This is a genomic window from Albibacillus kandeliae (genome assembly GCF_003116585.1).
GTDB lineage: Bacteria > Pseudomonadota > Alphaproteobacteria > Rhodobacterales > Rhodobacteraceae > Albibacillus > Albibacillus kandeliae.
Genome location: NZ_QEHM01000001.1, coordinates 529,414 through 548,715 on the forward strand (window position 1 = coordinate 529,414; position 19,302 = coordinate 548,715).

The window sequence follows — 19,302 nt, forward strand, 5'->3', positions numbered from 1 at the left end:
TTCCGGTCAGACCAGCACCGACCCCTTGGAGTCGATCACGCCCTGGGTATCGGCGTCGCCCAGCAGCATCTCGTTGTGCGCCTTGCCCGAAGGGATCATCGGGAAGCAGTTCTCGTGCTTTTCCACGAGGCAGTCGAAGATCACCGGCCCGTCGTAGTCGAGCATCTCCATGATGGCGTCGTCGAGATCCTTCGGGTCCTTGCAGAGGATGCCCTTGGCGCCGAAGGCCTCGGCAAGCTTGACGAAATCGGGCAGGGCCTCGGACCAGCTTTGCGAGTAGCGCTCGCCGTGCAGCAGTTCCTGCCACTGGCGGACCATCCCGAGCCGTTCGTTGTTCAGGATGAACTGCTTGACCGGCAGGCGGAACTGAACCGCGGTGCCCATTTCCTGCATGTTCATCAGCCACGAGGCCTCGCCGGCGACGTTGATGACCAGCGACTCCGGGTGCGCGATCTGCACGCCGATGGAGGCGGGCAGGCCATAGCCCATGGTCCCGAGGCCACCGGAGGTCATCCAGCGGTTGGGTTGCTCGAAGCCGAGGAATTGCGCGGCCCACATCTGGTGCTGGCCGACCTCGGTGGTGATGTAACGGTCGCGGTCCTTGGTCAGAGCCTCGAGACGCTGCAGCGCGTACTGCGGCTTGATCGAGGTTTCGGACTGGCGGTAGGTCAGGCACCTGACCGCGCGCCATTCGTCGATCTGCTTGTTCCACTTGGAAACGGCCTCGACCTCGGTCTTGCGTCCGCGCGATTTCCAGATCTTGAGGATGTCCTCGAGCACGTGCGCGACGTCGCCCACGATCGGGATATCGGCCTTGATCACCTTGTTGATCGACGAGGGGTCGATGTCGATGTGCGCTTTCTTCGACTTGGGGCTGAAGGCGTCGATGCGCCCGGTGATCCGGTCGTCGAAACGGGCGCCGACGTTGATCAGCAGGTCGCAGCCGTGCATCGCCATGTTGGCCTCGTAGAGACCGTGCATGCCGAGCATCCCGAGCCAGTTCTTGCCGGAGGCCGGGTAGGAGCCGAGGCCCATCAGGGTGGAGGTCACGGGGAAGCCGGTTGCGTCGACCAGTTCGCGCAGCAGCTGGCTGGCCGCCGGGCCCGAGTTGACCACGCCGCCGCCGGTGTAGAACACCGGGCGCTTGGCCTTTTCGATGGCGGCCACCAGTTCGGTGATCTCTTCCAGATCGCCCTTGAGGCGCGGCTTGTAATGAGAGGTCGAGGGCTTGGGCGCCTCGTAAGTGCCCGAGGCGAACTGCACGTCCTTGGGAATGTCGACCAGCACCGGGCCGGGGCGGCCCGAGCGTGCCACATGCATCGCTTCGTGGATGGTCGAGGACAGTTTGTCGGTGTCCTTCACCAGCCAGTTGTGCTTGGTGCAGGGGCGGGTGATGCCGACGGTATCGGCTTCCTGGAAGGCGTCCGAGCCGATCAGGAAGGTCGGAACCTGGCAGGAGATGACCAGCAGCGGGATAGAGTCCAGCAGCGCATCGGTCAGGCCGGTGACGGTGTTGGTCGCGCCGGGGCCCGAGGTGACGAGGCAGACGCCGACCTTGCCGGTCGAGCGGGCATAGCCCTCGGCCGCGTGCACCGCGCCCTGTTCGTGCCGTACCAGGATGTGGCGGATATCGTTCTGCTGGAAGATTTCGTCATAAATGGGGAGGGCGGCCCCGCCCGGGTATCCGAAGATCGTATCCACGCCCTGGTCCTTCAGGGCCTGGATCACCATCTTTGCACCGGTCATTTCACGTGTCATCTGCCTTGCTCCATCCGCGACATCGCTGATCCTTAAAAACAAAAAAGCCCCCGAAGTTTTTCGGAGGCGCATGGGTCTGATTATGGTCTACCGTCACCGGCCCATGCGCGTGCGTCCTACTACTACGATTAGGGTGGTCATACCCACAGACTCCTTTTGCGTGGGCGGACATTATGGGCCTGTTTGCCGGGCGTCAACAGGCAAGCTGACAAAAAAACATACGCGGACAGGGTAAATTCATGCTGTTTGTTGCCGAGAGGGGCCTTTGGTTGGAATTTTCTTCCGCTGTTCGGGGTTCGCCGGGCGGTGACGCCGGGAATCCGCCGAGTCGGGACGGTTCGGGCGGAGCTGGGGCAAGAGCGGCGCCGGGCGCGCGGAGAAATGCCGCGGGGCATCCCTGAAATTGCACTTGTTAAATTACTTAGGGGGAACTTCGGGTTCTGCACCGCGCGAATCGGACGCGCCGGAAAACTCCGGATTCGCGGTCGTCGGGGGCCTGAAACATTTGCGAAAGGATTGGATTGGTCTGGTTGGGTTCCTGACCGCAAAATTGTTGTAATCGCTCAAATTCTAGTCGCTCCGGGGCAGATTTGGGTATTCCTTTTGAGTCCCCGTCCGTTAATTTAGCAACACTCACAAGATCAGCCCGGAGCTTGAACCCGGGTGTGCAGAAAAACTCGGGAGGAGTTACTTAATGGATCGTCGTTCTTTTCTGAAAGCTTCGGCTTTCGGTGGTTCTGCTGCTGCGGCAACCGCACTTGCCGCACCCGCGATTGCGCAGGGCAAGCGGACACTCACCATGGTCTGCACCTGGCCGCGCGGCCTCGCAGGCGTGTGGGACTCGGTCGAGCGCGTTGCCAACAGCATCAGCGCCGCAACCGATGGCCAGGTCACGCTGGACGTGAAGGCAGCAGGCGAACTCGTCGGCGCGCTCGAGGTGTTTGACGCCGTGACCTCCGGTCAGGCTGACATGTACCACGGTGCCGACTACTACTTCGTCGGCCAGCACCCGGCCTTCGCCTACTTCACCGCCGTGCCCTTTGGCATGACCGCGCCGGAAATCATGACCTGGTACTATGGTCAGGACGGCATGGCGCTGCACCACGAGCTGGGCGAAGTGTTTGGCATCAAGAGCTTCCTCGCCGGTCAGACCGGTGCGCAGGGTGGCGGCTGGTACCGCAAGGAGATCAAGTCGGCCGACGACTTCAAGGGTCTCAAGTTCCGTATGCCGGGCCTCGGCGGCCAGGCGCTGTCCAAGCTGGGCGCGTCGGTCCAGAACATTCCGGGCGGCGAAATCTATCAGGCCCTGTCCTCGGGTGCGCTGGACGGCACCGAATGGATCGGCCCCTGGTCGGACGAGAAGCTGGGTCTGCAGGAAGTCTGCGACTACTACTATCCGGCCGGTTTCCACGAGCCGGGCGCGGCGCTCTCGATCGCCTGCAACCTCGACGTGTTCAACGAACTGACCCCGTCGCAGCAGAAGGCCATCGAGCTGGCTGGCGCAGACGCCCACCAGGCGAACTATGCCCAGTTCATCGCCAACAACGGCCCGGCGCTGAAGCGCCTGATCGACGGCGGCACCCAGGTCCGCGAGTTCAGCGATGACGTTTGGGACGCCTTCGGCCGCGCATCGGTCGAGCTGCTCGACAGCTACACCAGCGACGAGCTGTTCAAGAAGATCCATGACTCGGCGCAGGCGTCGATGAAGGCCTCTTCGGCCTGGCTGGCCCTGTCCGACAGCGCTTACTCGGCACAGCGTAACCGCGTGCTGGCGGCGATGTAAGCAACGAACAACAACAATGGCAGGCCGCGCGCGTCTCACGTGCGCGGCCCACCCAATTTTGGGGGACAGGGCGCATGCTGAACGCGCTAAGCTGGTTCTTCACCAACCTCGGGATGGGCTTCTACAACCTCGTCTATGCCCTGACGCACCCGCAGCTTTGGCTGGACTGGTCAAACAAGGAAGCGCTGATCCGCTTCATCTACTATGGGGCCTCGATCGAGCTCTTCTTCGTGATCTTCGACGTCGTCCTCGTCCTGACAATCATCGGGATCATCTGGCCGAGGTTCATGTGGGGCATGACACGCGGGCTCGAAGGCTTTGCCAATACGGTGGGCCGCGTCGCGGCCTGGGTCGGGCTCCTGATGGTGCTGCAGCAGGTCATGATCGTGTTCCTGCAGTCGATCTTCCGCCTTGGCGTGCTGACCATCGCCCCCTTCGGCTTTGGTTTCAGCCAGTCGGTCGGCTGGTTCTCGGAAGAGCTGAAACTTTACAACGCGATGATCATCGCGCTCTGCGTGACCTACACCTTCGTTCAGGGCGGCCACGTGCGGGTCGACCTTGTCTACGCGGTGGTGAAGTTCCGCACGAAGAAGGTGATCGACATGTTCGGTTCGCTCTTCTTCATGATCCCGGCGGCCGTGCTGACCTGGGTCTATGCCTGGTTCTTCCTGTGGCGCAGCCTGATCACGCCCAAGGTCTCGGCCTCGGACAAGCTGGAGCTGATGCTGCGCAAGGCCAAGATCGTGAAGTGGAACGTCGAGACGATCGGGTTCTCGCCCAGCGGGTTCAACGGCTACTTCCTGTTCAAGATCCTGATGTGCGCCTTCACCGCCATGGTGCTGATCCACGCCATCGCCTTCTTCTACCGCTCGCTGCTGGAATTCCGCGAGGGCGAGGAGAGTGCGGACAAGTATCTCGACAAGGACACCCTCGGCGCGGGTGAAGAAGCCTATGAAGGCACGCATTAAGGGGCAGCGCAGATGATTTTCGGACTAGACGGCGTCGAGATCGGCCTTCTGATCGTTCTGTTGTGCCTCTTCGGGGGCATTCTTTCCGGCTTTCCGGTGGCCTTTGCCATCGCGGGCGCCGGTGTCATTTCCTTCGGCATCATCGCGGGGCTCGACAGCGCCGGGTTGCTGATTCACCAGGCCATCGACACCTCGTCAGATGCCTACAACCAGATATTGAACAGCGGGGTACACCGGGACTCGATATCGGTCTTCCGATACCCGGACTTGCCACGGGTAGATCAGCCGGTCTTTGACGGTGGCTGGGAGCAGGCGGTCAACCGCAACCTCTCGTTCGTCATCAACCGGATGAACGACCGGGTCTTTGCAGGCCAGTCCATCGAGACGCTGCTGGCGGTTCTGATGTTCGTGATGATGGGCATCGTGCTCGAGCGGTCGAAGATCGCCGAGGATCTGCTGACCACCATGGCGCGGGTGTTCGGCCCGCTGCCCGGCGGTCTCGCGGTTTCGGTGGTCGTCGTCGGCGCCTTCCTTGCCGCCTCCACCGGCATCGTCGGGGCGACGGTCGTCACCATGGGCCTGCTGTCGCTGCCGACCATGCTGCGCAACGGCTACAGCCCCGAACTCTCCACCGGGGTCATCGCGGCCTCGGGGACGCTGGGGCAGATCATCCCGCCCTCGATCGTCATCGTTCTGCTGGGCACGCTGGCGGGCGATCTCTATTCGACCGCGCAGGAGGCCCGGGCGCAGGCGGCGGGCTGCAGCGATGCGTTGACCTACCTTGGCCGTCCGGCCGTGGTGTCGGTCGGCACGCTGTTCCAGGCGGCGATGCTGCCGGGGATCCTGCTGGCGGTGCTCTATGCGGGCTATGCCTTCATCTTTGCACTGCTGAACCCGTCGCGGGCCCCGGCCGTCATGCTGGACGCCAAGCGCGCCTCGGTCGCGACGCGCCGCGAGAACCTGACGTGGTTCGTGGCGATCCCGGTGATCCTGATCGGCGGGGCTATCCTGCTGAGCGAGGCGGGCGTGATCGGGTCGCAGACCGCGCATCTGGTCGACGCAAGCTCGTCCGAGCGGGTGTCGCTGCTGCGCACCAATGTCAGCCCGGACTGCCAGGCGTCGATGATCGAACTGCACGGCCAGGCCGCGTGGGACGCCTCGGTCGCGGCACGTCAGGCCGGTGGTGCCGCGGTGGCTGAAAGCGCGGGCGAAGCCGAGCACGCACGGGTCAGCGTCATGGGCGCCGCCCCGATCGGGACCGGCGTGGCGATCCTCGCCGTGATGGCGGCGGTGATGCTGGCGGTCGCGCGCGGGGTCGATCCGCTCGCACGGGCGCTGCCGCTGCTGATCGGTGCCGGTGGCGTCGTTCTGCTGCTGCTGGTCGATGCGGTGTTCATCAAGCCCGAGACGGGGCCGGGGGCGACGCTGATGATCCTGCTGATCCCGCTGGCGATCATCTACTGGTCAGGTCGCCATGCCGCGCAGCGGATGGCCAAGAACGACCTGATCCGGGTGGTGTTCCCGCCGCTGGTGCTGATCGTCGCGGTGCTTGGCTCGATCCTTGGTGGGATCACCAACCCGACGCCGGCCGCCGCGCTGGGGGCTGCGGGTGCGATCATGCTGGCCGCCTATCGCAAGCTGAAGGACCAGGGCAAGGACCCCAAGATCATCGTCCAGGCGACGCTCGCCATCGCGGTGATGATCCTCGTCGGCATCAACTTCGACCTGCGGATCAACCAGGAAGTCGTGACCTTCGAGAACTGGGCGGGCTTCATCGTGGCCTTTGCCGCCTACATGTTCGCCTTCTTCGGGCTGCTGTATGGCTGCTGGGTGCTCTATGCCACGGGCGTGCTGACGCCGGTGGTGCGCGAGACGGCCAAGGTGACCTCGATGGTCTTTACCATCCTCGTGGGGTCGCAGCTGCTGAACCTCGTGGTGATCTCCTTCGGGGGCGAGCACTACATCCAGCAGTTCCTGATGAGCTTCGACAACGAGTTCAAGGTCTTCCTGATCGTGATGCTGGTGCTCTTCGTGCTGGGCTTCGTGCTCGACTTCCTCGAGATCATCTACATCGTGGTCCCGATCGTCGGGCCGGTGATCTACGGCGGGTCGTTCGACCCGAAGTGGGTGACCATCATGATCGCGGTGAACCTGCAGACCTCATTCCTGACGCCACCCTTCGGCTTTGCGCTGTTCTACCTGCGGGGCGTCGCGCCGCCAGAGGTGACCACCGGCCATATCTACCGCGGGATCCTGCCGTTCGTGCTGATCCAGGTGCTTGGTCTGGCGCTGCTGTGGTTCATACCTGGCATCGTGACCATCGTCCCGGACCTGATCGGGGTGAAATGACAAGGAAAAGGGGCCTGAGGGCCCCTTTTTTCATGACGGTGATCTGTGACGGGTGCCGAACGCCCGGCGATGGGATCAGCGCGAGGTCGGGCGGCGGTCGGGTAGGTTGATGTTGGCGACCTGCTCGGCGATCGGGTCGGTCGAGAGCGGGTGCAGTTCCGAGGAATGCGCCTCGGGGTTGGTCATCGGCTGCCATTCGCCCCGGAGATAGACCTCCAGCCCCGAGAACTTGGACTTGTAGCCCATCTTCTGGCTGCCGGGCACCCAGTAGCCCAGGTAGACATAGGGCAGTCCGGCCTCGCGGGCGATCTCGACATGATCGAGGATCATGTAGGTGCCGAGGCTCTGCCGGGGCTGGCCGGGGTCGTAGAAGGAATAGACCATGCTCAGCCCGTCCTCGAGAACGTCGGTCAGGCTGACGCCGGTGAGGCGGCGGGTGGTGCTGTCGGAATACTCGATCACGCGGCTGCGGATCGGCGTTTCCTCGATCATCGCGGCGAATTCGAAGACGTCCATATCGGCCATGCCGCCATCGGCGTGGCGCGCGTCGAGATAGCGGCGGAACAGTTCGTACTGCTCCTCGGTCGCCCAGGGCGAGGTCGGCTTGCGCGAGAGGTGCGCGTTGCGCTTGATGATCTTCTTCTGGCCGCGCGTCGCCACGAAGCGCGAGACGTTGATGCGCGCCGACAGGCAGGCCGAGCATTCGGCACAAGAGGGCCGGTAGAGCACGTTCTGGGACCGCCGGAACCCCTGCTGCGACAGCGAGTTGTTCAGCTTGTCCGCGTTCTCACCCTGCAGCGCGGTGAACAGCTTCCGCTCCATGCGCCCTTCGAGATAGGGGCAGGGTTGCGGAGCCGTCACATAAAACTGGGGGGCTATCGGAAGAGTGTGGCGCATGGAATGACATAAAAACGTTTCGTCGATGATATCAACGCATTCTCATTGCGCCAAGACTCGAATCCGGCCCAAAACCGTGCCGTTTTCCGCTTAGCGGACCGGCACGGACCTGCGGTTGAGCATCACCGTTCCCATCACGGAATCGGTCAGGCCCTGTCCGAAACGTCCGGTCAGCATCATCACGACCGAAACCACCTGGATCAGCGGGAAGGCGAGGCTGAGAGTGTAGCCAGCGGTGTGCAGCACGGCGTCCGACAGGTCGAGGCGGCTGCCGTCGTTGCGGCGCAGTTCGATGCCGGTAAAGCGCATACCCCAGGTTGCCGATCCATTGGCCAGCGTCACCACGCGATAGGCGAAACCGAGGACGAGGTAGAGCAGGGGCCAGATGAACAGGCCGACAAAGGCCGTGAGTAGGACGGCGACGAGGCAGAAGAGGAAGATCACCACCGAGTCGACGATCCAGGCGATCAGGCGCTTGGTCGGTACGGCCTCGTAGAACTGCGGCTGGCGGTCGGGATCGGGAAGGTGCGACATGGGTCTCGTTGCGGTGTTGGGAAGGTTGGAAGGGCGGGCCGGCCCCAATGGGGGCCGGTCGCATCGTCGGTATCAGGCGCCGGCGGCGTCGCCGGGCTCGTCGGACTTGCGGGCGCGTTCGTCGATAAACTGATCGAACTCGGCCTTGTCCTTGGCTTCGCGCAGCCGTTCGAGGAAGGCTTCGAAGTCGTTCTGTTCCTGTTCAAGGCGCCGCAGGGTGTCGGCCTTGTAGGCGTCGAAGGCCGAGTTGCCGGTCGACGAGTAGGGGCTGTAGCGACGCCCGTGCGAGCGGGACTTGTGACGGCAGGACGATTTGAACATGCGTTTGCTCCAGATCATATAGGCCAGAAGGGCAAGGCCAACAGGCCAGAAGAAGATGAACCCGAGCACCATGACGGCGATCCAGGCGCCTTTGCCCTTGTGATCCAGCCAGGCTTCGGATTTTGCGAACCAGCCCGATGGCGACGGGCCAGGATAGGTTTCGGACATCGTGGTCATTTGCAGCTCTCTCCGGTGTTGGATCAGATGATGTGAAGGTCATTCACATTGCATAGATCGGGATCACCTGGCCGCCCTGCAAGATGCGATGTGAAAGTTTTTTACATTTTTGCGATTCAGTCATGAAAACAAGGGGGCAGATCTCGCGATGCGGGGATTATCGCTGGCAATCCCGCGCCATCTTGCCTAGTCAGGCCGCGGTCCCGGCCCGGAAAGGAAACCTGTGCATGTCCGATACACCGCAACTCGATGACCAGCATTTTCAGGCGATCGACACCGTGCGGCTGGGTGCCGGGGCAGGGAGCACGCACCGGCCGCGCATCCTGATCCTCTATGGTTCGCTGCGCGAACGCAGCTTTTCGCGCCTGATGTCGGAAGAGGCGGCGCGGGTGCTCGAGAAGTTCGGGGCCGAGGTCCGGTTCTTTCACCCCGCCGACCTGCCGCTGCCCGACAGCGTGGAGCCGGATCACCCCAAGGTCGCAGAGTTGCGCGAACTGGTGACGTGGTGCGAGGGCATGGTCTGGTGTTCGCCCGAGCGGCACGGCGCCATCACCTCGATCATGAAGGCCCAGATCGACTGGATTCCGCTGTCGCTGGGCGGGGTGCGTCCGACGCAGGGCAAGACCCTTGCGGTGATGCAGGTCTGTGGCGGCAGCCAGAGCTTCAACACGGTGAACCAGCTGCGCATTCTGGGGCGCTGGATGCGGCTGCTGACCATCCCCAACCAGTCCTCGGTGCCGAAGGCATGGAGCGAGTTCGACGAGGCGGGACGGATGAAGCCCTCGCCGTTCTACGACCGGATGGTCGACGTGATGGAAGAGTTGATGCGCTTTACATGGCTGACGCGCGATCTGAAGGAGCACCTCACCGACCGCTACTCGGAGCGGAAGGAGAGCCATGCCGAGTTGTCCCGGCGGGTGAACAGCAAGGCCGAGGAGTGACGCTCAGGCGGTGAAATGGGCGCGCGTCGCGCCGGTGATCTCTTCGAGACGCGCGGGCGAGATGGGGAAGACGTGATGCGGGGTGCCCGCAGCGGCCCAGATCTGGTCGAAGGCCGCGAGGCGCGGGTCGAGGAAGGCGCGGATCGGGGAGAGGTGACCCACCGGGGACACGCCGCCGATGGCAAAACCGGTCTGGGCGCGCACGAGGGCGGCGTCGGCCTTGCCGAGCGGTTCCCCGGCCAGTTCGGTCGCCTTGTTCGCGTCCACCCGGTTGCCGCCGGCCGTCAGGAAGAGGATCGCCTCGCCGCTGGTCTCGCCGCGAAAGATGATCGACTTGGCGATCTGGTCGACCTCGCAACCGACCGCCGCCGCCGCGTCCGCCGCGGTGCGGGCCAGTTCGGTCTCGCGGATCTCGGGGGTCAGCCCGGCGGCTTCCAGCGCGGCGCGGACCCGTTTCAGGCTCTTGCTCATCTTCCCTCCGATGCCTCCTTGACCCGTCTCGGTGTCCAAGGCTTTGTAGCCCCATGAGCGCCGATCACAAGACACCCCCCGACCTCGCCCTTTTGCAGGCCCTTGAAACCGAGGTCTGGCAGGCGCTTGTCACCGGCGATGCCGGTGCCGACCGCGCGCGGCTGGCGGAGGATTTCCTTGGGGTCTATCCGAGCGGCTTTTCGGGGAAGGACGGGCATTCCGGCCAGCTTGACGGTGGCCCGACCGTGGCCGAGTACCGCATCAGCCAAGCGCGGATGCAGGTCTATGGGCCCGATATGGCGATGTTCTGCTACCGGGCGGACTATCTGAGACCGGGGCGGGATGAGTGGGTGGCGATGTATGTCTCGTCGCTCTGGCAGCGTGACGGCGGTACCTGGCTCAACCGGTTCAGTCAGGACACGCCGGTCGGCGGCGCGGTTCCCTAGGACGGCCCCTTGCGCCCGCCGCGCCCGCATGGTTCCGTTTGGGCATGAGCTTTGCCGACCGGATCACCCGCTTGCCCCGTGCCTTTCTGCCCGACCTCGGAGAGGAGGCGCTGGCGCGTGTGCCCGGGCTCTCGGGCGATGCCGCCGCGCTGGTGCGGGGCACGGCGGGCAGCAGCCCGTACCTCAAGGGGCTGATCGAGGCCCATGCCGCATGGCTGGAGGGGGCGCTGGACGACCCCGAGGCGACCGCTGCCGAGATCTTTGCCGCCATTCCTGCCTATGGCGCGGATGAGCTTCCGGGGAAGCTGCGCCGGGACAAGGCGCGGCTGGCGCTCTTGCTGGCCCTTGCCGATCTCGGCGGGGTCTGGCCGCTGGAAACCGTCACCGGAACCCTCAGTGATTTCGCGGGGGCGGCCTGCGACGCGGTGCTGAAGGCAGAGATTGCCAAGCTGATCGCCCGGAGCAAGCTGCCGGGACAGGGCGAGGAGGATGTTGCCACCGCGGCCGGGCTGGTGGTGCTTGCCATGGGCAAGATGGGCGCGCGCGAGCTGAACTACTCGTCCGACATCGACCTGATCTGCCTGTTCGACGAGACGCGCTATGGCGCCGACGACTACCAGGAGGCCCGTGCCGCGCTGGTCCGGGCCACGCGCAACATGAGCGCGGCGCTGAACGACCGCACGGCCGAGGGCTATGTCTTTCGCACCGATCTGCGGCTGCGGCCCGATCCCTCGGTCACGCCGGTCTGCATCTCGATGGCGGCAGCCGAGAGCTATTACGAGAGCCTTGGGCGGACGTGGGAGCGGGCGGCCTACATCAAGGCGCGGCCTGCTGCGGGGGATATTGCCGCTGGCGAGCGGTTCATCGCGGCGCTGCGTCCCTTCATCTGGCGCCGTCACCTCGATTTCGCGGCGATCCAGGACGCTCACGACATGCGGCTGCGGATCCGCGAGTCGAAGAAGCTGGGGGGGCCGCTGGCGATCCCGGGGCATGACATGAAGCTGGGGCGCGGCGGGATCCGCGAGATCGAGTTCTTCACCCAGACCCGGCAGTTGATCGCGGGGGGGCGTGACGACTCGCTGCGGCTGCGCGGCACGGTCGAGGGGCTGCGAGCGCTGGCGGCGCGGGGCTGGGTGCCGCAGGAGGCGGCGGAACAGCTGATCGGCCACTACCGCGACCACCGCGAGGTCGAGCACCGCATCCAGATGCTGCACGACGCGCAGACCCACAAGGTGCCGGTGAACCCGGACGAATTGGAGCGGGTGGCCTGCCTGATGGGGACGGACACCAACGCCCTGATCGCCGACCTGTCGCGGCGTCTGGGCGAGGTGCACGAGCTGACCGAGGGCTTCTTTGCGCCCGATGCCGCGCCGCCGCCACTGCGCGAGCCCGAGACCGAGCGGATCGACACCGACATCTGCCGCCGCTGGCCGAGCTATCCGGCGCTGCGGTCGGAACGGGCGCGCCAGATCTTCGAGCGGCTGCGGCCCGAACTGCTGCGCCGCCTTGCGCGGACCGCGCAGCCGCAGGAATCGCTGATGGCGCTCGATGGCTTCCTCGCCGGACTGCCTGCGGGGGTGCAGCTGTTCTCGCTGTTCGAGGCGAACCACCAGCTGATCGACCTGCTGATCGACATCGTCGGGACCTCGCCGGAACTGGCGGGCTATCTGTCGCGCAACGCGGCTGTCTTCGACGCGGTGATCGGCGGAGCCTTCTTTGCGGACTGGCCGGGCCGGTCCGCGCTGGAGGCGGACCTTGGTGGCAAGCTGGCGCAGGAGCGCGATTACGAGACCCAGCTCGACGCCGCGCGCCGCTGGTGCAAGGAATGGCATTTCCGGATCGGCGTGCATCACCTGCGGGGGCTGATCGGCGCGGCCGAGGCGGGGGCGCAGTATGCCGACCTGGCAGAAGCGGTGATCGCCTCGCTGTTCCCGGTGGTGACCCGTCACTTTGCCGCCAAGCACGGCACGCCGCCGGGGCGGGGCGCCGCGGTGGTGGGCATGGGCTCGCTCGGGGCGCACCGGCTCAACGCCCGCTCCGACCTCGACCTGATCGTGATCTATGACTACGGCGAGGCCGAAACCTCGGAGGGGAAGCGCCCGCTGCCGTCGCGGACCTATTACGCGCGGCTGACGCAGGCGCTGATCACCGCGCTGACCGCGCCGATGGCCGAGGGCAAGCTCTACGAGGTCGACATGCGGCTGCGGCCCTCGGGCAATCAGGGGCCGGTGGCGACCAGCTGGGCCAGCTTCCGGAACTATCAGGAGAACGAGGCCTGGGTCTGGGAACATCTGGCCCTGACCCGTGCCCGCGTGATCGCGGGGGGCGAGCAGGGGCTGGCCGAAGATATCGAGGATTTCCGCGCGACGCTGCTGGGACAGTCGCAGGACGCGGCCAAGGTTATGGCCGAGGTGCAGGACATGCGCCGTCGCATCGCCGAGGCCCGGACGCCCTCGGGGCTGTGGGAGGCCAAGACCGGACCGGGGCGGATGCAGGACATCGAATTGCTCGCGCAGTCGGGCGTCTTGCTGTCGCCCGAGGCGATGCGCGACGTGGCGGGCGGGCTGGCGGCCCTGGGCGGGGCGGGGTTCGTCACGGCCGCGCAGGCGGAGACGCTGAATGCGAACTACGAGCTGTTCAGCGCGGTCATGACGGCCTCGCGCCTGATCTCGGCCGAACCGCTCGACCCCGAACGGATTGGCGAGGGCGGAGCGGCGTTCCTGTGCCGCGCGACCGGTTTGGGCGATCTGGCGTCGCTTCGGGACGCGCTCGAGGAGGGATACGCGGATAGCGAGGCCATCATCGACGCCTGTATCGAGGGCGTGCTGGAGGACGATACCGCATGAAGGGTGACCCGGAAACCGACCCCAAGGGGCTGATCTACGAGGCCTACCGGATCGAGAATATCACCCCGGCCGAGTGCCGGACGATCTTTCTCGACTGGGCGCTCAGCATGGCCGAGGGGACCGATACCCGCGTGGCGCTGCAGAAGCTGATCGCGCAGTATGGCGCCGGCTCTGACGATCACCCGATGACGGCGGTGCTGACCGCCGGGCTGGACAGCATGGCGACACCGCGCCGTCGGGGGGGCTGGCGCAGCCGCCCGAGGAGCTGAGCGAGGGGCGCCCAAGGCACCCCCGAGCGCTTTGACAATCGCCGCGAGACGGAATGATTCTCCCTGCAATTCTGGAGGGAGTTTCCGGCGTATTTCCGAGGTATCCGAGACAGTTTCGTGCAACCTATGGGCATTGTTCCGTCAGGTTCATCAATGACCCCGAATTAACTCAGTTTTGTCGAAAACCCGCCGTTTTGCGGTACCAAATGCGCCATCATTGATCGGGCCGCGTTGGTCTGGTTCTGCCGTAGGAGGCGAAGGTGAAAAAGTTTTTTGTTGCAGTGTTCATGAGTGTTTTCATCGGTCAGGCTGCCGTGGCCGAGCCGGGCGTCTCCGACCGGGGCGAGGCGGTGGTCATCAAGGCCGCCGCTTCCGCCGACGCGGCCTCGTTGAGCCGCGCGCCGCTGCGCGTGCGCTCGGTCAAGGTCAGCGTTCCGCGCAGCCTGAAGGTGTCTGAGAGCAGCCAGTTGCTGCCCTCGGGTGACATCGTCTGGCGCGAAGACCCCAAGGGTGACCGCTATGCCCAGGTGCAGGCGATCTTCGAAACCGCGATGAAGCGCGGCGTTGCCCCGCTCAAGGGCTCGATCCCGGTCGATATCAGCGTCGAGGTGGTGAAGTTCCACGCCCTGACCGAAACCGCGCGCCGCAGCACCGGTGGGGTGCACGCGCTGAAGTTCATGCTGACCGTGACCGACGCCCGCACTGGCAAGGTGCTGATGGAGCGCCATGCGGTGCAGGCCGATTTCGAAGCCTACGGCGGGCGCAAGGCCAAGGCCGCCGAGGCGCAGGGGCAGACCCAGAAGGTCCGCATCACCAATCACCTGGCGCAGGTTATCGCGATCGAGCTGAGCAACCCCGAGGGCTACACCGGGTCGCTGAAGAGTACGATCCAGCGCTGGAACTACATGTAACGCTTTCCCCGCTTCATCAGCCGGGATAAGAGGGCGCCATGACGGCGCCTTCTTCCTTTTTCGACCTCCCGCGCGTGCGGCTCAAGCCCAAGGCAAATGCCCGTGGACTGCGGCGAGGATTCCCCTGGGTTTATGACAGCGACCTGGTCACCGACCGGCGCACCAAGGCGTTGCCGCCCGGCGCGATCGCGGTGCTGGAGGATGGCGAGCGAACGCCCCTCGGCGTGGTTGCGGTGAACACCCAGTCGCGGATCGTGTGCCGGATGCTGGATCAGGATCCGCAGGCGGTGATCGACCGGGGCTGGTTCGCCACGCGCCTGTCGCGGGCGCTGGAGCTGCGGGAGCGGCTGTTCGACAAGCCGTTCTACCGGCTGGTCCATGCCGAGGCCGACGGGCTGCCGGGGGTGGTGATCGACCGCTTCGGCGAGGCCTGTGTCGTGCAGCCCAATGCCGCCTGGGCCGACGCCCATATCACCGAGCTGGCCGAGGCGCTCGCCGAGGTCACAGGCGTGACCACGATCCTCAAGAACGCCTCGGGCCGGACCCGTGCGCTCGAAGGGCTCGACGATGTTTCCTCGGTGCTGCTGGGGACGGCGCCCGAGGCGCCGATCCCGGTGCCGATGAACGGGGCCACCTACATGGCCGACCTGACCGGCGGGCAGAAGACCGGCCTGTTCTTCGATCAGCGTCCGAACCATGCCTTTGCCGCCTCGCTGGCGCGCGGGGCGCGGGTTCTCGATGTCTTCTCGCATGTGGGGGGCTTCGGCCTTGCCGCGCTGGCCAACGAGGCCGAGTCGGCGCTTTGCGTCGACGGGTCGAACCCTGCGCTGGACCTTGCCGCGCGCGGTGCCGCCGCGATGGGTGTTTCCGAGCGCTTCTCGTCCCGGCTGGGCGATGCCTTCGACGTGCTGACAGCGCTGGGGCAGGAGGGCGCGCAGTTTGACCTCGTGGTCTGCGATCCGCCCGCCTTTGCGCCCAGCAAGCAGGCGCTGGAAGCCGGGCTGCGCGCCTACGAGCGGGTCGCGCGCCTTGCCGCGCCGCTGGTGGCGCCGGGCGGTTACCTCGGGCTTTGTTCCTGTTCGCACGCGGCGGACCTGCAGCGGTTCCGCGACGCCTCGGTTCGGGGGATCGGCAGGGCCGGACGGTCGGCCCAGCTGCTCGCGACGGGTTTTGCCGGGCCCGATCACCCGCAGCTGCCGCAACTGGCCGAGAGCGGCTACCTCAAGGCGGTGTTCTTCCGGCTGTGAAGGTAGTCATCGACACCTGCGTCCTTTACCCGACGGTGATGCGCGAGATGGTTCTGGCGGTGGCGCGGAAGGGCCACTTCACGCCGCTCTGGTCAGCCCGCATCCTTGAGGAATGGGCGCGGGCGGCGATCAAGCTGGGCCCCGAGGGCGAGGCGCAGGCGCGGGCCGAGATCGCCATGCTGCGGGCCGACTGGCCCCGCGCTGAGCTGTCGCCGGCTCCGGGCGTGGAGGCGCGGCTCTGGCTGCCGGACCCGGCGGACCGGCACGTGCTGGCCGTGGCGGTCGCTGGCTCGGCGGACCTGATCATGACGCTCAACGCCAAGGACTTTCCGCGCAACATCCTCGCCGAGGAAGACCTCGACCGGGTCGACCCCGATGGCTACCTGCACGGTCTGTGGTTGGAGCATCCCAAGGATGTGGCGGCGGCGGCCGCGCAGGTGCTGGAACGTGCGCGCCAACTCTCGGACAAGGACTGGGAGATGCGCCCGCTGCTGAAGAAAGCGCGCCTGCCACGACTTGCCAAGGCTCTCGGGTAAATCGTTCATTTTCAGCAGGTTTCATGCTGAATTTAAATTATCATGTCAGGTTGTCCGGCGAAGTGCCGGGGTTTTGGGCGAGACTGCCGGTGCATCCTGCCGCGTGCTCCCGCTTGCGCAGGGGAGGCTTTTCCTATTTCTCTTCGCCCATGACACTTGATTCAGACTTTGTCCGCAGCCAGTTCCCGGCCTTTTCGCAGGATGCGACCGCCGAGATCGCCAATTTCGAGAATGCCGGGGGCTCCTATGCCTGCGGCTTCGTGATCGACCGGCTCACGCGCTTTTACACCGAGCGCAAGACCCAGCCCTATGGTCCGGCCTCGCCCTCGCGTCTTGGCGGCGAGGAGATGGACGAGGCGCGCACGCGCATGGCGGCGCTGCTTGGCGTCGCGGGGGACGAATTGAGCTTTGGCCCCTCGACCACGCAGAACACCTATGTGCTGGCGCAGGCCTTCCGCAAATGGCTGAAGCCGGGCGAGGCGATCGTGGTCACCAATCAGGACCACGAGGCCAACTCGGGTCCGTGGCGGCGGTTGGCCGACGAGGGCATCGAGGTCCGCGAGTGGCGGATGAACCCCGAGACCGGGCACCTTGACCCCGAGGACCTTGAGCCGTTGCTGGACGAGAGCGTGCGGCTGGTCTGTTTCCCGCAATGTTCCAACGTGGTGGGCGAGATCAACCCGGTGGTCGAGATCACCGCGATGGCCCACGCGGCGGGCGCCTTTGTCTGCGTCGACGGGGTGTCCTATGCGCCGCACGGGTTCCCGAACGTGGGAGAGCTGGGGCCGGATATCTACCTGTTCTCGGCCTACAAGACCTATGGCCCGCATCAGGGCCTGATGGTGGTGCGCCGCCCTCTGGCCGAGCTGCTGCCGAACCAGGGGCACTATTTCAACGGCGACGTGCTCTACAAGCGGTTCACTCCGGCAGGCCCGGACCACGCCCAGATCGCGGCCTGTGCCGGGATGGCGGATTACGTCGAAGCGCTGGCCGCACACCACGGAGCGCCGGAAGGCACCGCCGTGGCGCGGGGCGAGTTCGTCCACGACCTGATGCGCGCCCGCGAGGTCGAGTTGCTGCAACCGCTGCTCGACGCCGTGAAGGCACGCAATGCGGTGCGCCTGCTTGGCCCCGCAGAGGCGGAGAACCGGGCGCCGACCGTGGCGCTGGCGCTGGCCGCCGATCCGTTCGAGGCCAACGACAAGCTCGCGGCGCGGGGCGTCATGGCGGGGGCCAGCGACTTCTACGCCAACCGTGCGCTCGAAGGCATGGGCGTCAGCCCGGACAAGGGCGTGCTGCGGCTGAGCTTTACCCACTACACCAGCAAGGCCGAAGTCGACCGGCTGCTGAACGCGCTCGACGACATCCTGTGAACCACAGCCTTGCGGGCTACGTATAGTCCGCGAGGCGAAGGAACAGGCATGACCGACGAGACATCCCCGATACTGTTGTGGTTCAGGCGCGACCTGCGCCTGAGCGATCACCCGGCGCTGAGCGCCGCCTGTTCGAGCGGGCGGCCGGTGATACCGGTTTTCCTGCTCGACGAGGTGGCCGAGGGGCTGGGCGCGGCGCCTAAGTGGCGGCTGGGGCTTGGGCTGGAGCATTTCGCCGGGCGGCTGGAGGAGAAGGGCAGCCGCCTGATCCTGCGGCGCGGCAAGGCGCTGGAACAGTTGCAGCGGCTGGTCGAGGAGACCAGGGCGAGCGCGGTCTGGTGGTCACGCCTTTACGATCCAGAGAGCGTGGCGCGCGATACGAAGGTGAAGTCGGAGCTGAAGGCGGCGGGGATCGACGCGCGCTCCTTCGGCGGGCACCTGATGTTCGAGCCTTGGACCGTCGAGACTGGCGAGGGGAATTACTACAAGGTCTTTACCCCGTTCTGGCGGACGGTCAGCACCCGCGTGGTTGAAGAGCCCCTGCGTGCGCCTGCCCGCATCCCCGCGCCGAACGGCTGGCCCGACAGCGAGACGCTGGCGGACTGGCAGCTTGGCACGGCGATGAACAGGGGGGCCGTGGTCATGCTGGCGCATCAGAGGGTGGGTGAAGAGGCGGCGGTGAACCGGCTGGACTATTTCACCGACGCGCTGATCGACCGCTATCGGCGCGACCGGGATATTCCGGGCAAGGATGCGACCTCGGGGCTGTCGGAGAACCTCGCCCTTGGCGAGATCAGTCCGAACCGCTGCTGGTACGCGGCGGAGCGGGCCCGCGAGGGCGGTGCCGACGAGGCGGCGACCTTTCAGAAGGAACTGGTCTGGCGCGAGTTCGCCTACCACCTGATGCATCACACGCCGCGCTTGGTGTCGGGCAACTGGCGCGAGGACTGGGACGCCTTTCCGTGGAACGAGGACGAGCGCCGTGCCGAGGTCTGGGCGTGGAAGAAGGGGCGCACCGGCGTGCCCTTCGTCGATGCAGGGATGCGCGAGATGTACGTGACGGGACGTATGCACAACCGGGTGCGGATGATCGTCGCGAGCTACCTGACCAAGCACCTGATGTGCCACTGGCGGATCGGGCAGAAATGGTTCGAGGACTGCCTGACCGACTGGGATCCGGCCAGCAACGCGCTGGGATGGCAGTGGACGGCTGGCTCGGGGCCCGATGCGGCGCCCTATTTCCGGGTGTTCAACCCGGAGACCCAACGCGAGAAGTTCGACCCGGACAGCCGCTACGTCTCGCGCTGGATCGCCGAGGGGCAGAGATCGCCCGGCAAGGATGCGCTGAGTTACTTCGATGCCATCCCAAGGCGTTGGGCTATGGGGCCGGGGGATGATTACCCGAAACCCGTGGTCGGGCTGAAGGAGGGCCGGGAGGCGGCTCTCGCGGCCTATTCCAACCGGGCGGGCTGAAG

The 19,302-nt window shown here is 65.7% G+C and carries 17 protein-coding genes; 12 read left to right on the forward strand and 5 right to left on the reverse strand.

Annotated elements, in window-relative coordinates:
• Positions 1-6: 6 nt before the first annotated feature.
• Positions 7-1,758, reverse strand: coding sequence for an acetolactate synthase 3 large subunit (locus tag DDT93_RS02530; RefSeq protein WP_109464212.1), 1,752 nt, complete (start codon positions 1,756-1,758; stop codon positions 7-9).
• Positions 1,759-2,452: 694 nt separating this feature from the next.
• On the opposite strand from DDT93_RS02530, the gene DDT93_RS02535 reads away from it, so the two are divergent.
• The 3 genes from DDT93_RS02535 to DDT93_RS02545 all read left to right on the forward strand — a co-directional run bounded on the left by DDT93_RS02535 (position 2,453) and on the right by DDT93_RS02545 (position 6,858).
• On the forward strand, positions 2,453-3,541 hold the full coding sequence (locus DDT93_RS02535; RefSeq protein ID WP_109464213.1) for a TRAP transporter substrate-binding protein: 1,089 nt from the start codon (positions 2,453-2,455) through the stop codon (positions 3,539-3,541).
• Positions 3,542-3,615: 74 nt separating this feature from the next.
• A complete protein-coding gene (locus DDT93_RS02540; RefSeq protein ID WP_109464214.1) occupies positions 3,616-4,509 on the forward strand; it encodes a TRAP transporter small permease subunit in 894 nt (297 codons plus the stop codon).
• 12 nt (positions 4,510-4,521) lie between these two features.
• Positions 4,522-6,858: a TRAP transporter large permease gene (locus DDT93_RS02545; RefSeq protein ID WP_109464215.1), complete on the forward strand. Its 2,337-nt coding sequence runs from the start codon at positions 4,522-4,524 to the stop codon at positions 6,856-6,858.
• Between the two features lie 75 nt (positions 6,859-6,933).
• Here DDT93_RS02545 and DDT93_RS02550 read toward each other — a convergent pair whose 3' ends face one another.
• The 3 genes from DDT93_RS02550 to DDT93_RS02560 form a co-directional block, all read right to left on the reverse strand.
• On the reverse strand, positions 6,934-7,755 hold the full coding sequence (locus DDT93_RS02550) for an arginyltransferase (RefSeq protein ID WP_109464216.1): 822 nt from the start codon (positions 7,753-7,755) through the stop codon (positions 6,934-6,936).
• 90 nt (positions 7,756-7,845) lie between these two features.
• Positions 7,846-8,289: an RDD family protein gene (locus tag DDT93_RS02555; protein ID WP_109464217.1), complete on the reverse strand. Its 444-nt coding sequence runs from the start codon at positions 8,287-8,289 to the stop codon at positions 7,846-7,848.
• A 72-nt stretch (positions 8,290-8,361) separates the two neighbouring features.
• On the reverse strand, positions 8,362-8,787 hold the full coding sequence (locus DDT93_RS02560; RefSeq protein ID WP_109464218.1) for a DUF2852 domain-containing protein: 426 nt from the start codon (positions 8,785-8,787) through the stop codon (positions 8,362-8,364).
• Between the two features lie 227 nt (positions 8,788-9,014).
• Here DDT93_RS02560 and arsH point away from each other — a divergent pair, with 227 nt between their 5' ends.
• Positions 9,015-9,728 (forward strand): arsenical resistance protein ArsH, encoded by a 714-nt coding sequence (gene arsH / locus DDT93_RS02565; protein ID WP_109464219.1) that lies wholly within the window; start codon positions 9,015-9,017, stop codon positions 9,726-9,728.
• 3 nt (positions 9,729-9,731) lie between these two features.
• Here the strand turns inward: arsH and DDT93_RS02570 are convergent, their stop codons facing one another.
• Positions 9,732-10,199 (reverse strand): YbaK/EbsC family protein, encoded by a 468-nt coding sequence (locus DDT93_RS02570; protein WP_109464220.1) that lies wholly within the window; start codon positions 10,197-10,199, stop codon positions 9,732-9,734.
• A 53-nt stretch (positions 10,200-10,252) separates the two neighbouring features.
• Here DDT93_RS02570 and DDT93_RS02575 point away from each other — a divergent pair, with 53 nt between their 5' ends.
• From DDT93_RS02575 to DDT93_RS02610, 8 genes are all read left to right on the forward strand, one after another.
• Positions 10,253-10,645: a nuclear transport factor 2 family protein gene (locus tag DDT93_RS02575; RefSeq protein ID WP_109464221.1), complete on the forward strand. Its 393-nt coding sequence runs from the start codon at positions 10,253-10,255 to the stop codon at positions 10,643-10,645.
• A gap of 44 nt (positions 10,646-10,689) precedes the next feature.
• Positions 10,690-13,491 (forward strand): [protein-PII] uridylyltransferase family protein, encoded by a 2,802-nt coding sequence (locus DDT93_RS02580; RefSeq protein WP_109464222.1) that lies wholly within the window; start codon positions 10,690-10,692, stop codon positions 13,489-13,491.
• Complete coding sequence (locus DDT93_RS02585) at positions 13,488-13,760, forward strand: hypothetical protein (protein WP_109464223.1); 273 nt, start codon at positions 13,488-13,490, stop codon at positions 13,758-13,760. The genes DDT93_RS02580 and DDT93_RS02585 overlap by 4 nt, the downstream gene beginning before the upstream one ends.
• Before the next feature lie 260 nt (positions 13,761-14,020).
• A complete protein-coding gene (locus tag DDT93_RS02590) occupies positions 14,021-14,671 on the forward strand; it encodes a DUF6778 family protein (protein ID WP_109464224.1) in 651 nt (216 codons plus the stop codon).
• A 38-nt stretch (positions 14,672-14,709) separates the two neighbouring features.
• On the forward strand, positions 14,710-15,918 hold the full coding sequence (locus tag DDT93_RS02595) for an RSP_2647 family RNA methyltransferase (protein WP_109464225.1): 1,209 nt from the start codon (positions 14,710-14,712) through the stop codon (positions 15,916-15,918).
• Positions 15,915-16,454 carry an RSP_2648 family PIN domain-containing protein gene (locus DDT93_RS02600; RefSeq protein ID WP_109464226.1) on the forward strand — a complete coding sequence of 180 codons (540 nt, stop codon included), beginning with the start codon at positions 15,915-15,917 and terminating at the stop codon, positions 16,452-16,454. Before DDT93_RS02595 ends, DDT93_RS02600 begins: the two co-directional genes overlap by 4 nt.
• A 149-nt stretch (positions 16,455-16,603) precedes the next feature.
• Positions 16,604-17,827 carry an aminotransferase class V-fold PLP-dependent enzyme gene (locus DDT93_RS02605; RefSeq protein WP_109464227.1) on the forward strand — a complete coding sequence of 408 codons (1,224 nt, stop codon included), beginning with the start codon at positions 16,604-16,606 and terminating at the stop codon, positions 17,825-17,827.
• A 48-nt stretch (positions 17,828-17,875) separates the two neighbouring features.
• Entirely contained in the window at positions 17,876-19,300 is a 1,425-nt protein-coding gene (locus DDT93_RS02610; RefSeq protein WP_109464228.1) for a cryptochrome/photolyase family protein, read from the forward strand.
• Positions 19,301-19,302 lie beyond the last annotated feature (2 nt).